This is a genomic window from Corynebacterium sp. MSK122, from assembly GCF_030229435.2.
In the GTDB taxonomy this organism is placed as follows: domain Bacteria; phylum Actinomycetota; class Actinomycetes; order Mycobacteriales; family Mycobacteriaceae; genus Corynebacterium; species Corynebacterium marquesiae.
On the sequence record NZ_JASPHV020000011.1, the window covers coordinates 53,541 to 78,042 of the forward strand.

Annotated in this window: 21 protein-coding genes and 1 pseudogene; 2 read left to right on the forward strand and 20 right to left on the reverse strand. The window is 60.6% G+C overall.

Translation table 11 applies throughout. The annotated features are described in order from the left end of the window. Positions 1-17 precede the first annotated feature (17 nt). The 19 genes from QP934_RS06390 to pyrR form a co-directional block, all read right to left on the reverse strand. A complete protein-coding gene (locus QP934_RS06390) occupies positions 18-1,280 on the reverse strand; it encodes a bifunctional 3,4-dihydroxy-2-butanone-4-phosphate synthase/GTP cyclohydrolase II (RefSeq protein ID WP_419127101.1) in 1,263 nt (420 codons plus the stop codon). A gap of 11 nt (positions 1,281-1,291) precedes the next feature. Continuing rightward, on the reverse strand, positions 1,292-1,906 hold the full coding sequence (locus QP934_RS06395) for a riboflavin synthase (protein WP_419127102.1): 615 nt from the start codon (positions 1,904-1,906) through the stop codon (positions 1,292-1,294). A gap of 35 nt (positions 1,907-1,941) precedes the next feature. Then, entirely contained in the window at positions 1,942-2,964 is a 1,023-nt protein-coding gene (gene ribD / locus QP934_RS06400; protein WP_419127103.1) for a bifunctional diaminohydroxyphosphoribosylaminopyrimidine deaminase/5-amino-6-(5-phosphoribosylamino)uracil reductase RibD, read from the reverse strand. Further along, positions 2,964-3,632, reverse strand: coding sequence for a ribulose-phosphate 3-epimerase (gene rpe / locus QP934_RS06405; protein WP_419127104.1), 669 nt, complete (start codon positions 3,630-3,632; stop codon positions 2,964-2,966). Before rpe ends, ribD begins: the two co-directional genes overlap by 1 nt. A gap of 19 nt (positions 3,633-3,651) precedes the next feature. After that, positions 3,652-5,205, reverse strand: coding sequence for an RsmB/NOP family class I SAM-dependent RNA methyltransferase (locus QP934_RS06410; RefSeq protein WP_419127105.1), 1,554 nt, complete (start codon positions 5,203-5,205; stop codon positions 3,652-3,654). Continuing rightward, complete coding sequence (fmt, locus tag QP934_RS06415) at positions 5,202-6,149, reverse strand: methionyl-tRNA formyltransferase (protein ID WP_419127106.1); 948 nt, start codon at positions 6,147-6,149, stop codon at positions 5,202-5,204. Before fmt ends, QP934_RS06410 begins: the two co-directional genes overlap by 4 nt. 76 nt (positions 6,150-6,225) lie before the next feature. Beyond that, complete coding sequence (gene def / locus QP934_RS06420) at positions 6,226-6,738, reverse strand: peptide deformylase (RefSeq protein ID WP_419127107.1); 513 nt, start codon at positions 6,736-6,738, stop codon at positions 6,226-6,228. A gap of 99 nt (positions 6,739-6,837) precedes the next feature. Beyond that, positions 6,838-8,877: a primosomal protein N' gene (locus tag QP934_RS06425; protein WP_419127108.1), complete on the reverse strand. Its 2,040-nt coding sequence runs from the start codon at positions 8,875-8,877 to the stop codon at positions 6,838-6,840. An 11-nt stretch (positions 8,878-8,888) separates the two neighbouring features. Further along, positions 8,889-10,121 carry a methionine adenosyltransferase gene (metK, locus tag QP934_RS06430; RefSeq protein WP_299137333.1) on the reverse strand — a complete coding sequence of 411 codons (1,233 nt, stop codon included), beginning with the start codon at positions 10,119-10,121 and terminating at the stop codon, positions 8,889-8,891. A 109-nt stretch (positions 10,122-10,230) separates the two neighbouring features. Then, positions 10,231-11,478: a bifunctional phosphopantothenoylcysteine decarboxylase/phosphopantothenate--cysteine ligase CoaBC gene (coaBC, locus tag QP934_RS06435; RefSeq protein ID WP_337887480.1), complete on the reverse strand. Its 1,248-nt coding sequence runs from the start codon at positions 11,476-11,478 to the stop codon at positions 10,231-10,233. 129 nt (positions 11,479-11,607) lie between these two features. Beyond that, positions 11,608-11,910: a DNA-directed RNA polymerase subunit omega gene (gene rpoZ, locus QP934_RS06440; protein WP_005324891.1), complete on the reverse strand. Its 303-nt coding sequence runs from the start codon at positions 11,908-11,910 to the stop codon at positions 11,608-11,610. 40 nt (positions 11,911-11,950) lie between these two features. Then, entirely contained in the window at positions 11,951-12,520 is a 570-nt protein-coding gene (gene gmk / locus QP934_RS06445; protein ID WP_337887479.1) for a guanylate kinase, read from the reverse strand. Between the two features lie 8 nt (positions 12,521-12,528). Beyond that, on the reverse strand, positions 12,529-12,849 hold the full coding sequence (mihF, locus tag QP934_RS06450) for an integration host factor, actinobacterial type (RefSeq protein WP_005328460.1): 321 nt from the start codon (positions 12,847-12,849) through the stop codon (positions 12,529-12,531). A gap of 259 nt (positions 12,850-13,108) precedes the next feature. Beyond that, on the reverse strand, positions 13,109-13,948 hold the full coding sequence (pyrF, locus tag QP934_RS06455; RefSeq protein ID WP_419127109.1) for an orotidine-5'-phosphate decarboxylase: 840 nt from the start codon (positions 13,946-13,948) through the stop codon (positions 13,109-13,111). After that, entirely contained in the window at positions 13,932-17,273 is a 3,342-nt protein-coding gene (gene carB, locus QP934_RS06460; protein ID WP_419127110.1) for a carbamoyl-phosphate synthase large subunit, read from the reverse strand. The genes pyrF and carB overlap by 17 nt, the downstream gene beginning before the upstream one ends. 25 nt (positions 17,274-17,298) lie before the next feature. After that, on the reverse strand, positions 17,299-18,480 hold the full coding sequence (gene carA, locus QP934_RS06465; protein ID WP_250408571.1) for a glutamine-hydrolyzing carbamoyl-phosphate synthase small subunit: 1,182 nt from the start codon (positions 18,478-18,480) through the stop codon (positions 17,299-17,301). A 23-nt stretch (positions 18,481-18,503) separates the two neighbouring features. Continuing rightward, positions 18,504-19,841, reverse strand: coding sequence for a dihydroorotase (locus QP934_RS06470; protein WP_198493117.1), 1,338 nt, complete (start codon positions 19,839-19,841; stop codon positions 18,504-18,506). A gap of 34 nt (positions 19,842-19,875) precedes the next feature. Next, positions 19,876-20,832 carry an aspartate carbamoyltransferase catalytic subunit gene (locus QP934_RS06475; RefSeq protein WP_419127111.1) on the reverse strand — a complete coding sequence of 319 codons (957 nt, stop codon included), beginning with the start codon at positions 20,830-20,832 and terminating at the stop codon, positions 19,876-19,878. A 2-nt stretch (positions 20,833-20,834) separates the two neighbouring features. Next, positions 20,835-21,443: a bifunctional pyr operon transcriptional regulator/uracil phosphoribosyltransferase PyrR gene (gene pyrR / locus QP934_RS06480; protein ID WP_419127112.1), complete on the reverse strand. Its 609-nt coding sequence runs from the start codon at positions 21,441-21,443 to the stop codon at positions 20,835-20,837. A gap of 145 nt (positions 21,444-21,588) precedes the next feature. On the opposite strand from pyrR, the gene QP934_RS06485 reads away from it, so the two are divergent. Beyond that, positions 21,589-22,932 carry a TIGR01777 family oxidoreductase gene (locus QP934_RS06485; protein ID WP_419127113.1) on the forward strand — a complete coding sequence of 448 codons (1,344 nt, stop codon included), beginning with the start codon at positions 21,589-21,591 and terminating at the stop codon, positions 22,930-22,932. Here QP934_RS06485 and QP934_RS06490 read toward each other — a convergent pair. Next, positions 22,849-23,385, reverse strand: a complete 537-nt coding sequence (locus QP934_RS06490; protein WP_419127114.1) for a hypothetical protein — start codon at positions 23,383-23,385, stop codon at positions 22,849-22,851. The two genes, QP934_RS06485 and QP934_RS06490, sit on opposite strands and share 84 nt — an antisense overlap. A gap of 238 nt (positions 23,386-23,623) precedes the next feature. On the opposite strand from QP934_RS06490, the pseudogene QP934_RS06495 reads away from it, so the two are divergent. Then, positions 23,624-24,165, forward strand: a pseudogene (locus QP934_RS06495) (methylated-DNA--[protein]-cysteine S-methyltransferase). Positions 24,166-24,502 lie beyond the last annotated feature (337 nt).

A 24,502-nucleotide genomic window follows, 5' to 3' on the forward strand; every position in this document is an offset into this window, starting at 1 on the left:
AATCGCACGTTAAAGTTCTACTTATGTTCGGCGTCCCACTGGGCAACCTGCGGAAGGTCGTGGCCCATGCGGTCGCGCTTAGTACGCAAGTAGTCAATATTATCCGCGTGGGCAGGGGTTGCCAGCGGCGTGTGGTGGCTGGCGTCCACCCCAAAGCCACTTAGCCCCTCGCCCTTATGCGGATTATTGGTTAAGAGGTTTGCGGATTCTATGCCGAGATCGCGAAGGATCTGCCCGGCCACGGAATACTCGCGGGCGTCCTCGGGCAGTCCCTGCTCCAGGTTGGCGTCGACGGTGTCCATGCCTGAATCCTGCAGGCGGTAGGCCTCCAACTTATGCAAAAGGCCGATGCCACGGCCTTCCTGACCGCGCAGGTAAATGACCACACCGCGGCCCTCCTGGCTGATAAGGCGCATGGACTCATGCAGTTGGGGCCCGCAATCGCAGCGCCGTGAGCCAAAGGCATCACCGGTTAGGCATTCGGAATGGACACGCACCATGACGTCGCGTGCGCCGCGCAGTTCGGAAGGTTCCCCTGCGACCAACGCAACGTGTTCCTGCCCGTCTACCTCATGGCGGTAGCCGAAGGCGGTGAAGTGACCATATTCGGTGGGTAGCTCAGTGGCGACCTGGCGGGTGACCTGCGTTTCATTATGGCGGCGCCACTCGATGAGCTGCGCGATAGAGATCATGGAGAGCCCATGCGTATCGGCAAAGCGACGCAACTCTGGCGAGCGCGCCATATCCGTGGGGTCATCCTCGGAGACGATCTCGCACAGCACACCGGCCGGACGCAGGCCCGCCAATCGGGCGAGATCAATGGATGCCTCCGTATGACCGTCACGCTCCAGTACGCCGCCCGGGCGAGCACACAGCGGTACCACGTGGCCAGGGCGGGTGAACTCTCCTGGAATGGTGCTGGGGTCTGCCAGGCGGCGGATGGTTTCTGCGCGCGAGGTGGCAGAAATACCGGTACTACCTGTTGCTGCATCCACGGTCACCGTGTAGGCGGTGCCGCGTACATCTTGGTTGACCGCCAGCATCGGCGGTAGGTTCAGCCGATTGCAATCGTCTGGCAATAAGGGTGCGCAGATATATCCAGAGGAATAGCGCACCATGAAGGCCACGAGTTCCGGGGTGGCTAGCTCCGCGGCGAAAATCAGATCGCCTTCATTTTCGCGATCCTCATCATCGATGACAACAACCGGCTTACCAGCGGCGATATCCGCGATGGCCTGGTCGATGGAATCTAGACGGATGGAATTATCACTCGCGCTCATAAGCTAGCAGTCTAGTCCTTAGCCTCAGGGGGTTGAGCTTCGGGGTGAAGCATCTTTTCTACATACTTGGCCAGCACATCCACCTCGAGATTTACCTCTCCTCCCACCGGCAAGGCGCCATGAATGGTATCGCGCAAAGTGGTGGGGATAAGAGATACCTCGAACCAGTCTGGGCCCACGGCGCTCACGGTCAGCGAGGTGCCGCTCACGGAAATGGAGCCCTTTTCCACGACGTATCGGGAAAGCTCCGACGGCAAGCTAAACCGCAGCACATCCCAGTTCTCGGAGTTAGTTCGGCTCTGCAGCGTAGCGGTGCCGTCCACGTGGCCTTGCATAATGTGCCCGCCCAGCCGGGTGGTGGGAAGCAGTGCCGGTTCGACATTGACCGGATCGCCCTCGGCAAGGCGCCCCAGTGCAGTGCGGTCGAGGGACTCCTGCATCACATCCGCACAAAAAGTATCCGCCGACAGATCCGCCACGGTAAGGCATACGCCGTTAATGGCAATGGAATCGCCCAGTGCGGCCCCCGCAACGGTACGCGGAGCACGAATGCTCAGGCGAAGCGCGTCTGCGTGCGGCTCCATTGCATCCACGGTGCCCAACTCTTGTACTAGCCCAGTAAACACTTCCAACCTTTCTCGCTCACTACTATGTCCAGCGTCTAGCGCACGTACTCAATAAGAACGTCGTCACCCAGCGCCTTCATTCCCACCCTGTGGAAACGGGTGGCCTCTGCCAGTGTCTGGGTCACGGGGTGCGCGAGCACACCACGGCCCTCGCCCAGCAAAAGTGGCGCAATATAAGCGGAAATGGCATCCACCAAGTCGGCCTTGAGGAAGCTGCTAGCCAGGCCTGCGCCTCCTTCCACGAGGATGTCGCGGGCACCGGTGGCGTAAAGCTCGTAGAGAGCTTCTTCGATGCTGTCGTACTGCTCGTACCCCAACTCGCGCAGGTGGCTTGCTGCATCGCCCGCCGATGCCAAATCACGCTTGCCAATGACCACCCGGCGTGGCTGGTGCGCGCGCAAGCTGCCGTCGCTAAAGCGCGCGGTGAGCGAGGGATTATCAGCCAGCGCCGTGCCGGTACCTACCACGATGGCATCGCGGTGCGCCCTATCGGCATGCACCCAGTCGCGCGCTGCCTCGCCCGTAATCCATTGGCTGGTTCCATCGGCCGCGGCCGTGAAACCGTCCAGCGTTTGCGCGAACTTCAAGGTGACGTGGGGCCGTTGGGTGCGCACGGCGAATAGCCATGGCACCAAAGCATCCTCGACGTGCGGGGGCTTTTCTAGCTTGGCGACTTCCACTCCAGCCTCCGCCAACACTTCTGCGCCACCCGCTGCCTGCGGAGTGGGATCGGCGTGGAGGTAGTACACGCGAGCCACGCCGACATCGATAAGCGCCTGCGCGCAGGGACCCGTGCGGCCGGTATGCGCGCAGGGTTCCAAGGTGACCACGACCGTGGCCCCGCGCGCCTTATCTCCGGCCTCCTGCAACGCCATGACCTCGGCATGCGCGCCTCCCACGGGCTGGGTGGCGCCAACACCCACAATCTCCCCAGCTGGGGACACAATGACCGCGCCTACCGGTGGATTAGGGCTCGTGGTTCCACGGACTTCAGCACCCGCGGCCATCGCGCGCAACAGCGCTGCGGAGATGGTGCTGTCTTGTAGCTCCGCGCTCATCAGCCACCAGCCGCCAGATCACGCAGCTGCTGCACGATGCCGGCTGGGTCGTCCGATTTGAATACGGCTGAGCCTGCCACGAAAGCGTCGCAGCCCGCCTCGGCGGCTGCCTCGATGGTCTCTGGTGAAATGCCGCCATCAATCTCGATGATGGTGTCAAGGCCCTGCTCATCAATGCTGCGGCGCAGCTTATGGACCTTGTCTAGCATTTCTGGCATGAACTTTTGCCCGCCGAAGCCAGGCTCCACAGACATCACGAGCACCTCATCGAAATGGTGCAGCTTATCCAACCACGGCTCGATGGCGGTGCCTGGCTTGATGGAAAAGGCCGCACGCACGCCCAAATCGCGGATGCGCTGGGCCAAGTCCACTGCCGCCTGGTCATCGGCGACGGCCTCCACGTGGAAGATAATCGTATGCGCGCCGGCCTTGGCATAGGTCTCAACCCACTTTTCGGGTTCCTCAATCATGAGGTGGACATCTAGTGGCTTATCGGTGTTGCTATGGACCGTGGCCGTGATATCTGGGCCGAAAGACAGGTTGGGCACAAAGTGCCCATCCATAATGTCCACATGGACCCAGTCTGCGGTATCAATCGCCGCTAACTCCTCGCCCAAGCGAGAAAAATCAGCGGCCAAGATGGAAGGGGAAATAATCGGTGCGGACATGCCCACCAGTCTATCGCGATTAGTTGGCTGCGCGGCGAAGGGCCGCAAAGAACATGGCGTCGGTACCGTGGCGATGCGGCCACATCTGCACGGACTTCTCATGGCCCACATCGCCCATATCAGGAATGAGAGCATGTGCGTCGAGTTCTTCGGCGCCGAGTTCGCGCACGGCGCGGTCAACGATGCCCCGGGTTTCGCGCAGATCTGGCGAACACGTGGAGTAGATGACCACGCCACCTGGACGCACCAGGTTTAATGCGGAAGACAAGAGCTCGAATTGCAGCTGGTTGAGCTCGGTGATGTCAGACTCGGCCTTGCGCCACCGCGCCTCGGGGCGGCGACGGAGGGCGCCGAGACCGGAACAGGGGGCATCGACAAGCACGCGGTCAAAGCCCTCTCCCACGCCGGGATTGCGGCCATCTGCCACATGGACGTCCACGGGCAAATCGCTAACTGTCTTTTCAATCAGCGCCGCTCGGTGTGGGGATACCTCCACTGCACCGACGTGCGCGGAGTCGATGCGGGCAAGCGCCCCCATCAAGGCCGCCTTACCGCCGGGGCCGGCGCAGAGATCCAGCCACCGGCCGGTGTCCTCGCCCTCGAGGGGCGCCTCGCATACCGCGCGAGCAATCAGCTGCGAGCCCTCGTCCTGCACGGCCGCCAATCCTTGGCGCACGGGTTCCAATTGTCCGGGGTCACCGGATTCCATGTACACCGCATAAGGGGAATAACGCCCCTCCTCATTGCCGGTCATCAGGGCCAATTCCTCGGCCGAGATTTCGCCGGGGCGCGCCACTAGATGCACCGAAGGTCGATCCGAATCCGCTGCCAGGGCAGCCTCCAACTCCCCTAGGCCCAACACGCGGCTAAACGATTCCGCAATCCAGGTGGGGTGGGCATGCTTAAAGGCGATGCCGGCGATTTCTCCCTGTGGGGCGAGCTTGTCCAGCCAGGCCTTGGCCGGCGTCCGCGTAATGGTGCGCATGATGCCATTAGCAAAGCCCTTGGCCTTTACTTCACCAGCGGCTTCTACCAAACGAACGGTGGTATCAACCGCCGCGTGTGGCTCCACGCGGGTATAAAGAACTTGATAGGTGCCCAGGCGCAAGGCATCAACCACGGCTGGGGAAATATCCTCGAGGCCGCGCGAAGAGCACTCTGCGATGACGGCATCAACTACGCCAAGGGTGCGCAGCGTGCCGTAGGTGATTTCGGTGGCGAAGGCGGCATCGCGCCCCTTGAGCTTTTGCTTGCGCAGCGCCTTGGGCAAAATGAGGTTGGCAAAAGCATCATCCTCGCTTACCCTGCGCACCACGTCGAAGGCGACCGCACGCGGCGCATCCACGCCCGCGGCCAGCGCGGCCTGAATCAGTCCGCCTTCCTGGCGCTTGCCGGGACGTTGGCCCTTAGCGGCAGCCTGCCTGCCCCTGTGCTGCCCACCGCGGCTACCACGCTGCTGCCGTTGCGGGCGGCCACCTCGGCCCTTCGCACCAGTGGATTTGTGGGAGTCCTGCGGCTTACCCGCCGGCGACTTATCCCCGGACTTGCTGCGGGAACGGAAACCACCACTCATTGAAACTTCACCTCGGCATCCTTGCCTAGTCCGCGGGCCCAATCGGCCGCATTCATCATCTTCTTTCCCGGAGGCTGGATTTTACCCAGTTGGACTGGCTGCGTACCGGTACCGATGAATACGGCGTTCTTGGCAATGTGCAGCTGCCCTGGTTCTAGTTCCTGTGGAACCGCCACCTCTTCTGTGAGGCTGACTGGTCCAATCTTCACGCGGGCCTCGTCCCACATGGTCCATGCACCCGGCCCAGGCGTATATGCGCGAATATGCCGATCGATGGCAAAGCCCGGTTGGGACCACTCCACGCGGGCCTGCGCGGTAGAGATTTTCGACGCATAGGTAGCCTCCCCCTGCTGCGGTTGCGCCTCCAGCTGCCCCGCCGCTAAGCCATCCATGGTGGCCACGAGCAGGTCGCCACCGGAATAGGCAAGGCGCGTCAACAGGTCATCAGCAGTATCAGTGCCTTTAATCTCCTCCGTCACGGTGCCGAGCACCGGGCCGGTATCAAGGCCCTCCTCAATGCGGAAAGTTGATGCGCCGGTAACATCATCGCCTGCCGCAATGGCAGCCTGCACCGGCGCCGCACCGCGCCATGCCGGAAGCAAAGAAAAGTGCAGGTTTACCCAACCATGCTGTGGTAATTCCAGCAGGTCCTTAGTAACCAAGTTGCCATAGGCCACCACCGGAATCGCCTCAGGTTGCAATTCCTTTAAGCGTGCACGCAGCGCCTGACCGTCCTCCGAGTCAGGGCGCAGGGTGGAAGGGGTCAATACTTCAATGCCATGTGCTTGGGCGAGCGCCTTCACTGGGCTCGGATGAAGAGTGCGGCCACGGCCCTTCTTCGCGTCTGGGCGAGTAATTACCGCCACCACCTCGTGCGACGAGGCAAGCAGCTTTTCCAAGGCTACAACAGCTGGCTCAGGGGTACCGGCAAAAATAATCCGCATGCGGGGAAACTCTCCTCTTAATATCGTTCAAAATACTAGGCTACAACGCTGCAACGCTGCCGCCACAGCGAGTGGGCTACGAGGCGTTAAACCACTCGGATTCACGGATGGCGCGCATGGCCTCCTTGCGCACTGGCGCCTCCAAGCGTTGTAGGAAGAGCACCCCATCGAGGTGGTCCGTCTCATGCTGAATGCACCGAGCCATCAGTCCTGAGGCCACCATGGACACAGGGCGCCCCTCTATATCCTGGCCAGACACAAAAACCTGGTTGAACCTCGTGGTTTCCGCGCTAATTCCCGGAATGGATAAGCATCCTTCCGGGCCTGTTTGCTGCTGCTCTCCCACCGGAGTCCAGACCGGATTGACAAGTGCCCCGCGCAGCCCAGATTGAGTACGCGAGCAGTCGTAGACGAAGATTCGCTTCAAAATCCCCACCTGATTAGCCGCTAGCCCTACTCCCCCGGCTTTATCCATGGTCTCGAGCATATCGCTCGCCAGAGCGCGCAGGCCAGCATCAAATCTACTAATTTCCTCCGCGCGGCTGCCCAAGACCGGGTCGCCGTAGATACGCAGCTCTCGAAGGGACATGGCAATCACACCTTTCTCATGGCACCGTGACCAAACCGGCCGGCAGTGGCGGCTTCCTCCGTCGAGATTAGCGCATAAGCGCCTATGGCCCCTATATGGCTAACCCACGTGGATAGGGTCAACCACAATGCGCAAAGGAAGGTCATCCTTGCGGGCGCTGCGTGCGGCGTTGGCGCTGCGCAAAGCCCGCCCCAATTGGGAACGCGGCCCCAGCGGGGTGCGCACGACCAACCGCTGCGGTGGGCCAAAGCGCTGGCTATCGTAGTCACCAGGCAGGCTTTGCCCCGGCGGAAGGGGAACTGGTCCTAATACCTCCGCGTGGTCTGGAAGATCCACAAGCTCGGCAAAGCCATCCAGGGATGCATCCGCCCCGTCGATGGCAGCAAAATGCACCGCGGGTGGGAAGCGCACCTCGCGCCGGGCAGCAAGCTCTGCCGCGGCCGCGCCCACCATATCCCAACGCAGGAAATGCTGGACTACGTTAAGCGACTCATCGGCGGCTAGGATTACTCGACCTCCCTTGAAATGTGGCTGCACCAAGGTAGCCGCCTGTGCCCACTTCGCTAGGGTGTCCTCCGTGGCGCGTAGGTCTTGCCGGTTGAGCAATGCACCGGCATCCAAGAGCAACGCCGCGCCATAGGCACCATCGTTTACTCTCGGTTCCGCACCAGGGGTGGCAATGACCAACGCCGGCGCATTGTCCACCGCATCGAGCACCTTATTTCCGCCCGAGACCACCACCCGCGTATTGGGAAAGGCCCGGCCCATTTCTTCCGCAGTGCGCTCCGAGCCCAACACGATGGCCCGCAGGCGCGGAGACCCGCATTCGGTGCACCGGTGCCGTGCCTCAATGCGACCACACCAGCGGCAGGTAGGCATTACCGCTTCCTCGGAACCTGCGCTTGCCGACGCCCCCTTGGGCGGCAGCCCCAATGGCCCATTGCAATGCCGGCAGCGAGCCGGAGCTCGGCACTGGCCACAGGCCAAAATGGGCGCATAACCCTTGCGCGGTACCTGCACCAGCACCGGCTCTCCCCTATCCAGCGCTTGGTGGGCAGCTTGGAAGGCCTGCGCCTGTACTTTTGTCGTACCGCCCTGAAGGTCGCGGGCGATAGATAGACCGAACGACCCCACCGCCTCGATAGCCGGGCACCGCGCCGTTATGGTTTGCTCTTTGGCCACCACGTCGTGCGCCCATCCTGATTCCACGAGGAGCTGTGTCTCCGCCGTCCGCGAATGGTTGGCCAAAACCATGCTGCAGCCTTCGAAGGCTGAGCGGGTGGTGAGTACTTCCCTCGCATGGACATAGGGCTTGAGGTTGTCGACCAAATTATCATTGCCATCATCGAGGATCACCGCCAGTTGCAGGTCTTTGACCGGGGCAAAGGCGGCGGACCTGGTGCCAACGACCACCCGCGCTTGGCCTACTAGTGCAGAAAGATAGCGGCGATAGCGCGCCTGCGGGCCCATGCTATTAGTCAGCACTGTTATCTGCTTTGCCCCAAGTACCTGGCGAAGCGCGGCGTCTAAAGCATCGACGCTCTTCTGGTCCGGGGCGACGAGGAGAACCCCTCCTCCGCCAAGCGCCACTTTGGCAGCGAGTGCAGCCAGCGCATGTGCCCAATCATCGCCCGGGGCGATTTGCCAGGCGGCACGGGCGAGCTTGCCGGCCAGAATCGAATCAACGAAAGCCTCACCATGTTGATAGGCCGACCATCCTGATAGGTCGGGCTCGCTCGTGGTGCCGAGCTCCTCCCACGGGGTCTCTAAATCGGATTCTTCCGCCTTGGCGTGCCGCGGAGGGATGGCGGAGCGGATAATGTCTGAGCGCACGCCGCCGTAGCGGTCTGCCAGGGCGTCGACCAGCCGGGCCAACTGCGGCGGATAAACCTGGAAGGGTGAGATGATGCGCTCGATAAAGCGCAGGTTGCCGCCAAATTCAGAATCATGCCGACGTTCTAAGACAATCGCGTCCACCAAGCGCCCGTTGAAGCGGATGCGCACCTTAATCCCCGGTTGGACTTCCTCCGAGTCTGCCTCTTCTACGAGGTAATCAAATCCTCGGTCTAAGTGCGCAACCCCTAAAAGAGGCAACACCCGCGCAACCGGCTTCCGGGTGGCGGGTGTTTTCTTAGGCATAGGCCTCGATTCTACAGACCAGCGGCAGCACGCAATGCTTCCACTCGGTTCAACTGCTCCCAGGGCAGCTCAATGTCGGTGCGGCCAAAGTGTCCGTAGGCCGCAGTTTGCGCATAGATGGGGCGCAACAGGTCGAGCTCGCGAATGATAGCGGCCGGGCGTAGGTCAAATACCTGATTCACCGCAGCCTGGATATTTGCATCGCTCAGGCCTTCCTTAGCGGTACCAAAGGTCTCCACGTACAAGCCGACCGGCTTGGCACGGCCGATTGCGTAAGCCACCTGGACTTCAGCGCGATCTGCCAAGCCCGCGGCGACGATATTCTTAGCCACCCAGCGCATGGCATAAGCAGCGGAACGGTCCACCTTGCTCGGGTCCTTGCCAGAGAAAGCGCCGCCGCCGTGGCGAGCCATGCCGCCGTAGGTATCGACGATGATCTTGCGTCCGGTTAGCCCGGCATCTCCCATCGGACCGCCAAGGATGAAGGACCCAGAAGGATTGACCAACAAGGTCGTGTCTTCGGTGTAGTACTTCTCCAACCCGGCGTCCTTGATAACCCATTCAAGGACCTCACTGCGCAAGGGACCTTCCAACCAAGCACTATCGACCTCGGCATCGTGCTGCGTGGAAATCACCACGGTATCCAGGTGGGACGGCTCATTGTCGTCGGTGTAGGCAAAGGTCACCTGAGTCTTGCCATCCGGGCGGAGGTGATCGACGATTCCTTCCTTACGTACCTGCGTCAGGCGGCGGGACAGGCGGTGCGCCAAGGCGATGGGCAGCGGCATGTACTCAGCGGTCTCATTGGAGGCATAGCCGAACATCAGACCCTGGTCACCTGCGCCAGCGGTATCGTTTTCGGCGTCATAGTCCTCGTCATGGGCGCGGGCTTCAGTGGAGTTGTCTACTCCGGCGCCAATTTCCTGGGACTGCTCGCCGATGGCGATATTCACACCGCAAGTGTTGCCATCAAAGCCGACTTCGGAAGAAGTAAAGCCGATGGACTTAAGGGTGTCACGCACCAGCGCCGGAATTTCTACGTATGCCTCGGTGCGAACCTCGCCCACCACGTGGACCTGGCCGGTGGTTACCAACGTCTCAACGGCCACGCGGGATGCCGGATCCTTTTCCAGCAGGGCATCAAGGATGGCGTCAGAAATGGCGTCACAAATCTTATCGGGATGGCCTTCCGTAACGGACTCGCTGGTAAAAAGACGAGTTGCCACTGCAGCGTTATCAGTCACAAAAACTTCCTTTGTTCTCACTGTTGATTCGATGCTGTGGGTTTTCTACGCCCAAGCCTAATACCTCGCAAGCCTAGACCAAGCGGTCTATAAACGCAATTTTAGTTGTCTACCCCTGAAACATTTCATTCACGGCCGAAAGGATCTGAGCGGCGACAACCTGCTTCGAGCCATGCTCCACGCGTTGCGGCGCGGAATCCGGACGCAAGATCCACCCCTCATTGGACTTTTGGCCAAAAGTCTTTCCGCGCCCGACCTCATTGGCCATGAGCACGTCGCAGTTCTTGCGCGCAAACTTTTCCTGGGCATAGTCCAAGGCGGACTTCTGCGCATCACCAGTTTCGGCGGCGAAGCCCACAATTACGCACTCGGCAGGGATTTCCGAGCGCTCGCGCGCAGCAACGAGCCCTTTGAGCACATCCGGGTTTTCCACTAGATGGAGCGTCGAGAGTGCATCGTCTGCTTGCCCCTTCTTCATCTTTGTTTCGGCGACCTCCGCCGGACGGAAGTCAGAGACTGCAGCGGCCATGATAACCACGTCCGCATCGCGGGACTCCTCGCGCATGGCGTCTTCCAACTCGCGGGTGGAGACAATGTGCCGAAGTTTCGCGCCGCACGGCACAGGAAGCTGGGCGGTATTACCCGCAACGAGGGTGACCTTGGCCCCCATCTGGGCGGCCCATTCCGCGAGCGCGAATCCCTGCCTGCCGGAAGAGCGATTACCCAAGTATCGGACCGGATCCAGTTCTTCCTGGGTACCGCCGGCTGATATGACGACCTTCTTACCTTGCCAGGTGTGCTGCACCCGGTAGCCTGCCAGTTCAGTACGGATAATCTCCGCAATCTGCTCCGGCTCCGGCAAACGACCTGGACCAGAATCCTTGCCGGTAAGGCGGCCATGGGCGGGCTCGATGACGGTGATACCGCGGCGTCGCAAAGTAGCCACGTTGTCCTGCGTAGCGCGGTTATGCCACATCTCAGTGTGCATGGCCGGGGCCACAATAACCGGACACGTCGCGACCAACACGGTGGCGGTGAGCAAATCGTCTGCTCGGCCCGCAGCCAAGCGCGCGATAAGGTCTGCGGTGGCGGGCGCAATGACCACTGCATCCGCACGCTGTCCTACGTTGACGTGCTGCACCTCATCCACGGCCTCAAACACGCTCGTGGAGACGGGGTGGCCGGATAGAGCCTCAAACGTAGCCGCGCCCACGAAGTTCAGTGCACTTTCCGTGGGGACAACGCGGACGTCATCGCCCGCCTCTTTGAGATTGCGCACGAGGTGGCACGCCTTGTAGGCGGCAATGCCGCCGGCGACGCCCAGAACAATATTGCGAGAGGAATCTTTATCAGTCACACCGCACGATGGTACCTGCCGACATAGAGAAAGGCTCCACCCGCCGCGACCAAGAGGTACACCCCAATTCGGGAATGCACTTCCGTGGCGGCGCGTGGAGCCTTAAAGCTATTACACGCTTAGTGCTAGCTACTTGCCTTCCTCGTGGTCAAGCAGGCCAGCATCAATCTCGCGCAATGCGATGGACAAAGGCTTTTCGCCTGGCTCTGGGGTAACCAGCGGGCCTACGAACTCGAAGACACCTTCATCCTGCTCTTGGTAGTAGCTATTGATCTGGCGTGCTCGCTTAGCGGCAAAGATGACCAAAGCGTACTTAGAGGAAACCTTGTCCAGAAGCTCATCGATCGGGGGATCAGTAATACCGATCGGATCATCAAATACTGGTTCCGCCTTTGCGGCTTCAGTGTTAGAAGGGGTGGTCACGTTAGTCACATGCACCTTTACTTTGATTGAAGATGGTCAAAAAGGAGGTCTATGCCCGCAGGATATCACTAATGGCAGATACTGCCTCGTCCAGATCCTCGTTCACAACGACGTGGTCGAACTCGTCCTGTGCGGCTAGTTCCTCATGCGCAGTTTGCAACCTACGGTCAATGACGTCTTGTGGCTCGGTACCGCGGCCGGTGAGCCGCTCCACAAGTACCTCCCATGACGGGGGCGCCAAAAAGACCAGGTCTGCCTCCGGCAGCGCTTTCTTAACACTCCGAGCACCCGCGAGATCCACCTCAACGAGTACCGGCCGGCCAGCGGCCAAAGCTTCCTCTACCGGCTGGGCGGGCGTTCCAGAGCGCTGCAATCCACCGTGGATATCAGCCCATTCGAGCATCTCCCCGGCATCGATTCGCTGCTGGAAGGTTTCTGGGGTGACGAAGAAGTAGTCGACACCGTCCTGCTCCCCGGGGCGGGGCTGGCGCGTGGTCATAGACACGCTGAAGTACAGCCCCTCGACGTCACTGCGCAGACGCGAAACTACGGTGGATTTTCCCACTGCGGAAGGCCCCGCCAGAACGACGAGGCGCCCGCGTGAAGTTGCGTCAGCCATGGTTGTGACTATTCGCCGTAACCGAAACGCTCGAGGAGAGCACGACGCTGACGCTCACCCAGGCCGCGCAGACGACGGGTCTGAGCAATCTCCAGGTCCTCCATGATTTCCTTAGCCTTGACCTTGCCAACCTTCGGCAGAGCCTCGAGGAGTGCAGAAACCTTGGTCTTGCCGATGATCTCATCGGTCTCGGCCTTTTCGAGCACGTCCTTCAGGTCGGTCTCGCCGCGCTTGAGCGCAGCCTTGAGCTCGGCGCGAGCCTTGCGAGCCTCAGCGGCCTTTGCGAGAGCTTCCTTGCGCTGCTCATCAGTCAACTTTGGAAGGGCCACGGGTTTCCTCCGATTCATTAGATTGATTCTGTTACGTCTAGTACTTGGTACCAGATTACGGTTGCCTAACGCAGTTAATACACCGCGGAAAGTCATTAATAACCTTCGAGCAAACCGACTTCTGGCAATCCTAGCACTACTCATTGAACGGCGACGATTAGCGGGTCCAAAAGCACGCCTATTTTAGCACGTCACCGCACATACCTTAAACAAAGTACCAGGTAAACGGCGCGGCCGATAATCAGCCACGCCGCCCCTATTAGTCCCGAAACTCTGCCGCCACCTGATCAACCACCTTGCGCAGGTCAGCGACGTCAGGTCCCTGCTCCAGCACTGCTCGGGACACATTGGCGAATCCCAGCGATGGATGCGCAGAAACAATGCCGTGCACCTGCTCTGGACCAGCGCCCTGGGCGCCAACGCCGGGCAGAAGAACCGGACCATTGAGTGCATCGAGGCGCGGCGGATTTTCCAACGTAGCGCCGACGACTACGCCGACATCGCCAGGCTTGCCACCCTTGTGCGCCTCGACATTGAACGCGGCGCATTCATCGACGACGCCCTGAGCGATGGTGCTCTCCTCGCTCGCCTGGACCGACTGGATGGCACGTGCCTCCGGGTTGGAAGTAGCCGCCAGGACGAATACCCCGCGGCCGGTTTCTTCGGCCTTGGTGAAAACGGGCCCCAGTGCGCCAACGCCTAGATAGGGTGACACGGTCACGGAATCTGCGCGCAGCGGCGAACTATCGCCGAGCCACGCATCTGCATAGCCGGCCATGGTGGAGCCAATATCGCCGCGCTTGGCATCGGCAACAGTAAGGCACCCCGCTTCCCGCAGGGAAGCCAGGACTTCTTCGAGAACCGCAAAACCCTGGGAGCCAAAGCGCTCAAAGAAAGCAACCTGTGGCTTTACCAAGGCGGCGGTATCGCTAAAGGCTTCAACGCAGCGCATGCTAAAGGTCCGCAGACCATCAGCGGTGGGCCCCAACCCCCACTTTTCTAAGAGATATGGGTGTGGGTCGATGCCAACGCACAGGCGCCCGCGTTCCTGACCGGCTTCTTCTAGCCGCTCGCCAAATCCTTTAGTGCTGTGGGCCATGCTCAAGCTCCTGGAGTGCGCGTACCTGCAGGTTTCCAATGCGCATCGCTTCGATGCCCTGGACAGCTGCGGTTACGCCTTGCACGGTGGTCACCAGTGGGATTTCCATGTGCACGGCGGCGGCGCGGATATCGTAGCCATCGTGGCGTGCACCGGCAGAGCCAGCAGGCGTGTTGAGAATCCAGTCGATCTCGCCATTGAAGATCTTATCCACGATGGACTCTTCGCCGTCCTTGGCCTCAGAGACCTTGGCAGCAACCTCGCACTCGATACCGTTGCGGCGCAGCATCTGCGCGGTGCCGGCGGTGGCGACAATATTGTAGCCCATGTGAGCCAAGCGCTGGATCGGGAAAATCAGGGTGCGCTTGTCGCGGTTCGCAACGGAAACGAAGACGGTACCCTCCGTGGGTGGTACGGCAAAGGCCGCGATTTCGCCCTTGGCATAGGCTGCGCCAAAGTTAGTAGCCAAGCCCATGACCTCACCGGTGGACTTCATTTCCGGCGACAGCAGCGTATCGAGCAGGCTGCCATCGGGGCGGCGGAAGCGGTTGAATGGCAAGACTGCTTCCTTGACGGCAATCGGGTGCTCGAGTGGCAGAGAACCACCGTCATATTCAGAAGGAATCATGCCTTCGGCGCGCAGATCCGCGATGCTCGAGCCCATCATGACCCGAGAGGCTGCCTTAGCCAGTGGTACGCCGGTGGCCTTGGAGACAAACGGCACGGTGCGGGAAGCACGTGGGTTGGCCTCAATGACGTAGAGGATGTCATCCTTCAGTGCGAACTGAACGTTCATCAGACCCTTGACGCCAATGCCCTCAGCGAGCAAGCGGGTGGATTTGCGGACCTTTTCAATGTCCTCTGGTCCAAGAGTCATCGGCGGCAGCGCGCAGGAGGAGTCACCGGAGTGAATGCCGGCTTCCTCGATGTGCTCCATGACGCCGCCCAGGTAGACCTCGTTGCCGTCGCACAGGGCATCAACGTCAATCTCGATGGCCGAGTCTAAGAAGCGGTCCACCAGAACCGGGTGGTCCGGAGACAGCTCAGTGGCACGCTCGATGTAGTCTTCCAGCGCCTTTTCGTCGTAAACGATTTCCATACCGCGGCCGCCCAGCACGTAGGACGGACGAACCAGTACTGGATAGCCGATGGAGGAAGCCACCTCGCGGGCCTCCGCGAAGGAGGTGGCGGTGCCGTACTCCGGTGCTGCCAATTCTGCCTCATCGAGGACCTTGCCGAATTCGCCGCGGTCCTCGGCGGAGTCGATTGCTGCAGGGCTGGTGCCCACAACCGGAACGCCTGCCTCCTCCAAGCGGGCAGCGAGGCCCAGCGGAGTCTGGCCACCCAGCTGGACAATCACACCGGCGACGTCACCGGAAGCGGCCTCCGCGTGGTAGACCTCCATGACGTCCTCGAAGGTCAGCGGCTCAAAGTAGAGGCGGTCTGCAGTGTCATAGTCGGTGGAGACGGTCTCCGGGTTGCAGTTGACCATGACGGTCTCGTAGCCCTGCTCCGAAAGCTCAAGGGCTGCGTGAACGCAGGAGTAGTCAAACTCGATACCTTGACCAATGCGGTTCGGGCCAGAGCCCAAAATGATGACCTTACCCTTGGAGCTTTCCGGTGCCGGGCGAACCTCGGTCTCGGCATCCGGGTCGAGCTCATAGGAGCTGTAGTGGTATGGGGTCTGGGCCTCGAACTCACCGGCACAGGTATCTACGGTCTTGTACACGGGGCGGATGCCCATGCGCCAGCGCAGGCTGCGGACGCCATCCTCGCCGTTGAATTCGGGGCGAAGGGCGGCAATCTGGGCGTCGGAAAGCCCAAAGACTTTGGCCTCGCGCAAAAGCTCCTCGGTGAGCACTGGGGCGTCGATAAGCTCCTGGCGGAAGGCCACCAATGTAGCCAGCTCAGCGATGAACCAGGGATCAACACCGGAGGCCTCATGTACCTCATCTACAGAAGCGCCAAGGCGAAGGGCCAGTTCGATGTCGTACATGCGGCCCTCGGTTGGGCGCTCCAGGTCCTTGAGCACCGCCTGCAGGTCGGTAGCCCGCTCTCCGGCGAAGTACTCATCCGGCTTGGTCCAAAAGCCGTTCGGCTTGTTTTCCAAAGAACGCATGACCTTATTGAGGCCCGCGATGTAGTTACGGCCGATGCCCATGGCCTCGCCCACAGACTTCATGGTGGTAGTCAAGGTGTCATCGGCACCCGGGAACTTCTCAAAAGCAAAGCGCGGGGCCTTGACAATGACGTAGTCCAAGGTGGGCTCGAAGGCGGCCTTGGTCTCGCCGGTGATGTCGTTTTGCACCTCGTCCAAGGTGTAGCCGATGGCGAGCTTGGCCGCCAGCTTAGCAATTGGGAAACCGGTGGCCTTGGATGCCAGCGCGGAGGAACGGGACACGCGCGGGTTCATCTCGATGACGATGATGCGGCCGTCATCCGGGTTGACCGCGAACTGGATATTACAGCCGCCAGTATCGACGCCGACCTCGCGGATGATGGCAATGCCCAAGTCACGCATCTTCTGGAACTCACGGTCAGTGAGGGTCAGCGCCGGGGCGACGGTGACGGAATCGCCGGTGTGCACGCCGAGGGCGTCGACGTTTTCGATGGAGGCAACAACTACGACGTTGTCGTCACCATCGCGCATGAGCTCGAGCTCGTATTCCTTCCAGCCCAGGATGGATTCCTCAATGAGCACGTTGGCCTCAGGGGATGCGGCCAAGCCGCCGCCGGCAATGCGATCCAAGTCCTCATTATTGAAGGCCAGACCGGAGCCCAAACCACCCATGGTGAAGGACGGGCGGACTACGACAGGCAGGCCAAGCTTGTCGACGGTCTCGTGGACCTCATCCATGTTGTGGCACACAGCGGAGCGGGCGGACTCACCGCCGATGGAGGCGACGATGTCCTTGAACTTCTGGCGGTCCTCGCCACGCTCGATGGCGTCAATATCGGCGCCGATGAGCTCAATGCCGTACTTGTCCAAAATTCCTTGGCGGTCAAGCTGAACTGCAGCGTTCAGCGCAGTCTGGCCGCCCAAGGTAGCCAACACAGCGTCGATGGGATTGCCCTCTTCGCGCTCCTTGACCAGGATTTTTTCAATGTATTCCGGCTCAATGGGTTCGACGTAGGTGTGGTCCGCAAACTCAGGGTCGGTCATGATGGTGGCCGGGTTGGAGTTGACCAGCGTTACGCGCAGGCCCTCTTCCTTGAGCACGCGGCAGGCCTGGGTGCCGGAGTAGTCGAACTCGCAAGCCTGGCCGATGACGATTGGGCCGGAGCCGATGACCAGGACGTGGTTGATGTCGTTGCGCTTTGGCATAGTTATTCTTCCTTTTCCTGGTTGTCTACTTATTTGGGGTGTGGTTAGCCATCAGTTCTTCAAACTGATCGAATAGCGGGTTGGCATCGTGCGGGCCCGCAGCGGACTCTGGGTGATACTGCACGGAGTAGGCCATGCCGTTGCGCAATGCCACGCCCTCCACGGTATCGTCGTTGAGGCAGATATGAGTGACCTGCGCGGGGCCGAAGTCGGTGGCGAACTCGGCGTCGTTGCTGTTTAGGTCATAGCCTTCCGGCGCCTTCAGCGCGAAGCCGTGGTTCTGGGAGGTGATGTCGATCTTGCCGGTCACGTTATTGCGCACCGGCACGTTGATGCCACGGTGGCCGAACTTCATCTTGTAGGTGTCCAGGCCAAGCGCGCGGCCCAGGAGCTGGTTGCCAAAGCAGATGCCGAAGAACGGGATCTTGGCTTCGAGCACCTGCTTGATGATGCCCACCATTTCGTCGGCGGTAGCCGGGTCGCCCGGGCCGTTGGAGACGAAGACGCCATCCGGGTTATAGGACTTCACCTTGTCAAAGGAGGTATTTGCGGGCACGACGATAGTTTCGATGCCGCGCTGAGAAAAGTGGCGCGGGGTTGCGGTCTTAACACCCATGTCGAACGCAACGACGGTGTACTTCTTCTCCCCTACGGCTTCAACCGTGTACGGCTCGTCGGTAGAAACCTCCGCGGCGAGATCGGCGCCTTCCATAGAGTCCTGGGACTTAACTTCCTTGAGCAGCTCCTCTACTGGGCGTTGAGCATCTTCGCCGGAGAACAGGCCGGCGGCGATGGAGCCGTAGTTGCGCAGGTGGCGTACCAAGGTGCGGGTATCGATGCCGCGAATGCCGATGACCCCCTGCTTTTCCATCTCTTCGCTCAAGCTGCGCTCTGCGCGCCAGTTGGATACGCGCTGTGCAAGGTCGCGGATAACGAGGCCAGCAACCCAGATGCGGTTTCCGTGGGACTCGTTGTCCTCATCATTCCAACCGGTATTGCCAATGTGCGGCGCGGCGGATACCACGATCTGGCGGTGGTAGGACGGGTCCGTCATGGTTTCCTGGTAGCCGGTCATCGCCGTGGTGAATACGGCCTCGCCCAAGGTGGTGCCGGTGGCGCCAAAGCCATAACCGCGGAAGGTTCGCCCGTCCGCGAGAACGAGGATTGCTGGGGTTCTATCAGTCACGTCGTGGCCTTTCTCTGCCATATAGGTGGTTTCAGTGTGCAAGGTTAGTCTTCTTCGGAGGCTGCCAAGTCAAAAGTGACGGCGCCTCGCAAAATGGTGTGGGTAACGCGGGCGCCAAATTCTTCGCCAGCGTACGGGTTGTTTTCGGACTTGGAGGCCAGCGTGGAGGAATCAGAAACCCAGTGGTGGTCTGGGTCCACAATGGTCAAGTTAGCTGGCTCGCCTTCTGCGATGGGACGGCCGTGGCCCGGCAGGCGGGTGATTTCTGCGGGGCGTTCGGACATGACGCGGGCAACAAAGCGCCAATCGGCTAGGCCAGTCTCGACGAAGATTTTGGCGATGACGGCCAAAGAAGATTCAAGGCCCAACATGCCAGGGCGGGCATTTTCAAACTCCACGCACTTGTCTTCGGAGCCGTGCGGGGCGTGGTCGGTGGCTACGCAGTCGATGGTGCCATTGAGCAGCGCCTCGCGCAGGGCCTCGGTATCGCGCTGTTCGCGCAGTGGCGGGTTGACGCGGAAGAGGCCATCGTAGGTGCGCAGCTTGTCATCGGTCATCAACAGGTGGTGCGGGGTTACCTCGGCGGTGAGAGGAATATCCTGCTCCTTTGCCCACTTCAGTAGCTCCACGGTGCCCTGGGTCGAGGCGTGGCAGATGTGCACGCGGTTGCCGTAGTCGCGCGCCAATAGGGCGTCGCGGGCCACGATGGATTCCTCCGCCACGCGCGGCCACCCGCGCAGGCCGAGCTTGGCCGCGGTCTCGCCTTCATGGGCGGAAGCACCACCGGTCATGCGGTCATCCTCGGCGTGCTGAGCCAGCAGCACGTCCATGCCCTTGGCGTATTCCAAAGCACGACGCATTAGCTGTGGATCCTGGACGCACTTGCCATCATCGGAGAACATGCGCACCTTGGCGTCCGAACGAGCCATCATGCCGAACTCTGTAAGGGTCTTGCCTTCCAGGCCCTTGGTAATGGAGCCCACCGGGTGGACGTCGCACAGCGCCAGTGCTTGGGACTTGGCCCATACGGACTCAGCGATGATCGGCTGGTCGGTCACTGGGTTGGTATTAGCCATGGTGAACACGGCGGTGAAACCGCCCTTGGCGGCGGCCTTGGAGCCGGTCTCGATGGTCTCGGTATCCTCGCGACCGGGCTCGCGCAGGTGCACGTGCATATCCACCAGACCTGGCAAGAGCACGTTGCCCTGGCCGTCGATGACCTGTGCATCCTCGGCTTCTGCCGTAGCGCCGATGGTAGCGATGATGCCGTCCTTGACCACGACATCGGTGGGCTCGCCTTCCCCGTACAGGCGCACATTCTTAATCACCAGTGGGGATTCCGCCGGCGCGGAAAGGCGACCGGTTTCCGGGTAAGTAGTCATTGTCTCTCCCTAAAGTTGAGTGTGGGTCGCGGTTTTAGATGCCGGCGTTTTCGCCATTGGTCAGCAGGGTAAACAGCACCGCCATGCGGGCGTGCACACCGTTGTGTACCTGCTGTAGGACCGCAGTTTTGTCCAAATCTGCGACGCCGTAGTTAATCTCCATGCCGCGCAGCATCGGGCCGGGGTGCATGACGATGGCGTCCTTGTGCATGGCCGCCGCGCGCTCTTTGGATAGGCCAAAGAGGTTGGCGTATTCGCGGTGGGAGGGGAAGAAGCCGCCATTCATGCGCTCTTGCTGCACGCGCAGCATCATGATGACGTCGGCGTCTGCGACTTCCGCATCGAAGTCATACGACACGCGCACCGGCCAATTCTCTACCCCAAAGGGCATGAGGGTGGCTGGGCCTACGAGGGTTACCTCAACGCCGAGAGTGGTGAGCAAATCTACGTTGGAGCGCACGACGCGCGAGTGCAGGCAATCGCCCACAATCTTTACCTTCAGGCCGGCAAAGCCTTCCTCGCCGTGCAGTCCTAGGCGTTGGCGCATCGTGACGGCGTCGAGCAGCGCCTGGGTTGGGTGCTGGTGCGCGCCGTCGCCCGCGTTGATCACCGAAGGTCCCTTACCGTTAGGGGCTACCCACTGGGCCAGCTGCTGCGGCGCACCAGAGGAAGGGTGGCGCATGATGATCGCATCGGCGCCAATGGCGGCCAAGGTAAGGCCCGTATCCTTCAGGGACTCGCCCTTCTTTACCGAGGAGCTGGAGGCGGATAGGTTGATGACGTCCGCGGACATCCACTTGCCGGCCGTTTCAAAGGAGGAGCGGGTCCGGGTGGAGTTTTCATAAAAGAGGGTATAGATGGTCCGGCCCCGCAGGGTCGGCAGCTTCTTTACCTCGCGGCCTTCCAGGGCCTCGCGGAAGCGATCCGCTTCATCCATCAGACCGATAATTTCGCTTCGGTCCAGCTCTGCCATGTCGATGAGGTGCTTCATGGTTATGCCTCCCCCGCTTCGGAGCCAGCTCCACTAGTAGTAGCGGCGGCTCGGGTCAATACGACCGCGTCGTGGCCGTCAATCTCGCTGTTGTATACGGTGACATCTTCTTCTCGCGCGGTGGGCAGATTCTTACCCACATAATCGGCGCGGATAGGAACCTCGCGGTGGCCGCGATCTACGAGGACGGCCAGCTGAATGATGTCCGGACGGCCCACGTCACTCAACGCGTCCAAGGCGGCGCGGATAGTGCGGCCTGAGTACAGCACATCGTCGACCAAAATGACGGTGGCGTTATCGATGCCGCCGGTGGGAATCGTCGTCGGTTGGAGTGCGCGATGCGGCTTATTCAAAAGGTCATCGCGGTAGAGAGTGATATCGAGGGAGCCCCATGGGACTGCAACCCCAGAAAATTCTTCAATCTTGTGCGATAGGCGCTGTGCAAGTGGCACGCCACCAGAGGGAATGCCAAGCAGAATGACCCGCGGTGCGTCCGCGGAATCGAGCGCCGTTTTTTCAATAATCTGGTGCGCGATGCGTGCAACGGTACGCGAAACATCATCGGAGCTTAAAAGCTCTAGCTTGTTCGCGGTAGCGTCAGTTCCACTCATCGTGACCTCCTTCCCCGCCTCACGGTGCGGTCTTTAAAGGATGCCGGTTGATGGTCTCAAAAATGTCTATGCTGTTAGACACAAAATACTCTAGCACCTTCCCCACCATTTGGGTGAGGCCTAATAGAAGGAGGCACTTCACACAGTGAGTTTTTCCGCCGAACACCTAGTGCCCGCCCCGCGCGAGCAGGTCTGGCAATGGCATACCCGCCAAGGCGCTTTAACTCGTCTGAACGCGTCCTTTGCTTTCATGAAACCCATCCAGCAGGCCCAGAGCCTGGGCGATGGCACCTCCATCCTCGGCCTTCCGGGCGGCCTGCGCTGGACCGCTCAGCATAAACTTTCCCGGTACCGCGAGGGCTATGCGTTCACCGATGTGTGCGTAAACTCCCCCATTCGCAAATTTGCCAAATGGCAGCACCATCACACCTTTGCGGATCACCCGGACGGCACTCTCATTCGCGATGAAGTCTCTACCCGCATCCCTTCGGCGGCGCTGGAATCGGTCTTTGCTTATCGGCAGCACCAGCTCATTGAGGATTTTTCCTTTCTCCAGCGGCTTGCCGACGCCTCCTTAAACACCCAACCACTAACCATCGCCATGACCGGCTCCCGCGGCAGCGTCGGCGCAGCGCTTACCGCTCAATTGCGCACCGCCGGGCACACGGTAGTCCAGCTCGTGCGCGGTACGGCGACCAAGGGCCAGCGTACTTGGCGACCGGAGCACCCCGATCCCGACCTCCTGCGTGGGGTCGACGTCCTTGTCCATCTGGCCGGCGAGCCCATCTTCGGCCGCTTCAACGACGAGCACAAGGCCGCCATTCGCGACTCCCGCGTTGGCCCCACCGAGCACCTAGCGCGATTAGCGGGCGCTACGGATTCCGTCCACACCATGGTCTGCGCCTCTGCCGTGGGTTACTACGGTGCGGACCGCGGCGATGAAGTCCTCACCGAGGAATCCGCACCTGGCGAGGGCTTCCTGGCAGACGTAGTGGTCGACTGGGAGCGCGCCTGCGAACCCGCCCGCGCCGCGGGCACCCGCGTGGTCAATATTCGTACCGGCATCGCCATGTCGGGCGGCTCTGGCCTCCTGCTACTGCTGCGCGCCCTCTTCTCCACCGGCCTGGGCGAACCTTTCGGCGACGGTGAGTTCTGGTTCAGCTGGGTCGCCCTCGATGACCTGACGGATGCCTACTTCCGCGCCATCGTGGACGACTCGTTGGAAGGCCCGGTCAATGCGGCCTCTCCTAACCCAGTGCTCAACAAGGACTTCGTCAAAGCCCTTGGCGCAGAGCTACACCGTCCGGCCTTACTCCCCGTTCCGGCCTTCGGCCCCGCAATCTTGCTGGGCAAGGAGGGCGCCCAAGAGTTGGCCTTGGCGCAACAACGCGTAAGCCCCACGGTTCTACAAAACATCGGGCATGCGTTCCGCTACCCCACGATCGACGCCGCCTTGGCGCATGAATTGGGTGGTGAAAGCTTGCTGTAGGTACGGGCAATTTGAGTACTCCAGCTGACCCGCCGCGAAGCCCATAGCCCAAGGGGGACAGAGGAGATGCGCTCCGCAGGCAACAATTCCGATGCCTCCCCCACCACGCTGACCAGCAGCATATCGCGCGCACGCGAGGCCGCAAAGTAGAGCAGTGCGGGTGAGCACACCGATTGAGACGTCCTCCTCGCCTTGGGTCCACTCCTTGATATGCGCGGCAAGCACTGCAGCTTCCTCCGCCTTGGAGGTCGAATGCAGCACAATGGGTGCCGGTCCCTGGCGCACTGAATGGTATCCGGTGAGCTCATCCACGTCTTCTTCGGAGTCCGCCCATTCAGTGCCTTCCAGAATCGCAGTAGCATAGTCCGAGGGGAGAGTGTCCAATTCTTTGTGTGCGGGGGCTTGGTCTACAAGTAGTCCGCGAAGCGGTTCACCAGCCTGTCTCTTCCACAAAATATTTCGCAGCCCCACGCAACTTGGCATTTACCTTCTCCAGCATGGGCACACGCTCAGCATCCAAAAGTGCCTGTGCGGGTCCTTAGCCTCTACACTGCGGCTGCGTTTGCCAGTGCCGAATTGCTCCTTCCGTTGAGGACGGTAAAGCATGATCAAGTGAGTAATAGTAGATGTCATCTCACGTTTTCTGTTCCTAGAACGTCTTCACGGTGAATGAGGAAAGGTAATAACCATGATGGTCCTACGCCACACACAGATTGAGACGACGCTGGGTGACCTGACATTGGTCGCGGATGGCGAGCAGTTGACTGGGCTGTACTTTCCGAAGCATTGGCATCTTCCAGAGGCTTCGTTGTCCGGAGAGTGTGTCGACGCGGACACGGATGACGTTTTTGTGCTTGCGAAGGCAGAACTGGACGAATTTCTCGCCGGTGAACGCAAGACATTCGATCTTCTGGTGCGGATGCAGCGGGACGAGTTTTCGGAGCGAGTGTGGGCCATGCTGTGCGAGATCCCCTACGGCGAGACCACGACCTACGGTGTACTCGCGGAGCGTCTGGGCAACCGCGCAGGCTCGCTCAGTGCGTCGGCCAGGCAGTTGGGCGTAACCCGGTGAGCATCGTTGCCCCTTGCCACCGCGTGGTCGGTGCGGGCGGATCGTTGACCGGATACGGGGGTGGACTCGACCGTAAGCGATTCCTATTAGAGCTTGAGCAGCCGGCCGGGATTACGAGGTTGGCGACTGTTCTAGAAAGTTGGACCTCAGGTTTTACCTGACTGAACTGGTCTGCCAACTTGAGCTTCTGGATAACGCATGACCTTCCGCGACAGGACGAACTATCCGATTCAGCGGCACCGCTGTCCTCCGTATCGTCGATGGAAAGGTCGTCGAAGCCACACAGTTATTCCGGCTGCACCAACAGTTCACACTAACGTCCGGTCGTCCCCAACCTTTAAGGACGCCCCTACGCAGAAGGCTGGGAATCCTCCTTGCTTCCCTATCGCTCTGGAGTTGCGCCACCACTTCCCGTTGCTTAGCGGCGCGGCCCCTCTTTCAAATTTCAAAGCTCTTCATAAACTTCAAAGAATTCAAAATCTTCATAAACTTCACAAG

What these genes read in the sequence shown, in the direction of transcription:
- QP934_RS06390 (WP_419127101.1), bottom strand. Translation starts at nt 1,280, where the DNA reads ATGAGCGCGAGTGATAATTCCATCCGTCTAGATTCCATCGACCAGGCC.
- ribD (WP_419127103.1), bottom strand. Translation starts at nt 2,964, where the DNA reads ATGAGCGCGGAGCTACAAGACAGCACCATCTCCGCAGCGCTGTTGCGC.
- rpe (WP_419127104.1), bottom strand. Translation starts at nt 3,632, where the DNA reads ATGTCCGCACCGATTATTTCCCCTTCCATCTTGGCCGCTGATTTTTCT.
- QP934_RS06410 (WP_419127105.1), bottom strand. Translation starts at nt 5,205, where the DNA reads ATGAGTGGTGGTTTCCGTTCCCGCAGCAAGTCCGGGGATAAGTCGCCG.
- fmt (WP_419127106.1), bottom strand. Translation starts at nt 6,149, where the DNA reads ATGCGGATTATTTTTGCCGGTACCCCTGAGCCAGCTGTTGTAGCCTTG.
- def (WP_419127107.1), bottom strand. Translation starts at nt 6,738, where the DNA reads ATGTCCCTTCGAGAGCTGCGTATCTACGGCGACCCGGTCTTGGGCAGC.
- QP934_RS06425 (WP_419127108.1), bottom strand. Translation starts at nt 8,877, where the DNA reads ATGCCTAAGAAAACACCCGCCACCCGGAAGCCGGTTGCGCGGGTGTTG.
- gmk (WP_337887479.1), bottom strand. Translation starts at nt 12,520, where the DNA reads ATGGCTGACGCAACTTCACGCGGGCGCCTCGTCGTTCTGGCGGGGCCT.
- pyrF (WP_419127109.1), bottom strand. Translation starts at nt 13,948, where the DNA reads ATGGCCCACAGCACTAAAGGATTTGGCGAGCGGCTAGAAGAAGCCGGT.
- carB (WP_419127110.1), bottom strand. Translation starts at nt 17,273, where the DNA reads ATGCCAAAGCGCAACGACATCAACCACGTCCTGGTCATCGGCTCCGGC.
- carA (WP_250408571.1), bottom strand. Translation starts at nt 18,480, where the DNA reads ATGGCAGAGAAAGGCCACGACGTGACTGATAGAACCCCAGCAATCCTC.
- QP934_RS06470 (WP_198493117.1), bottom strand. Translation starts at nt 19,841, where the DNA reads ATGACTACTTACCCGGAAACCGGTCGCCTTTCCGCGCCGGCGGAATCC.
- QP934_RS06475 (WP_419127111.1), bottom strand. Translation starts at nt 20,832, where the DNA reads ATGAAGCACCTCATCGACATGGCAGAGCTGGACCGAAGCGAAATTATC.
- pyrR (WP_419127112.1), bottom strand. Translation starts at nt 21,443, where the DNA reads ATGAGTGGAACTGACGCTACCGCGAACAAGCTAGAGCTTTTAAGCTCC.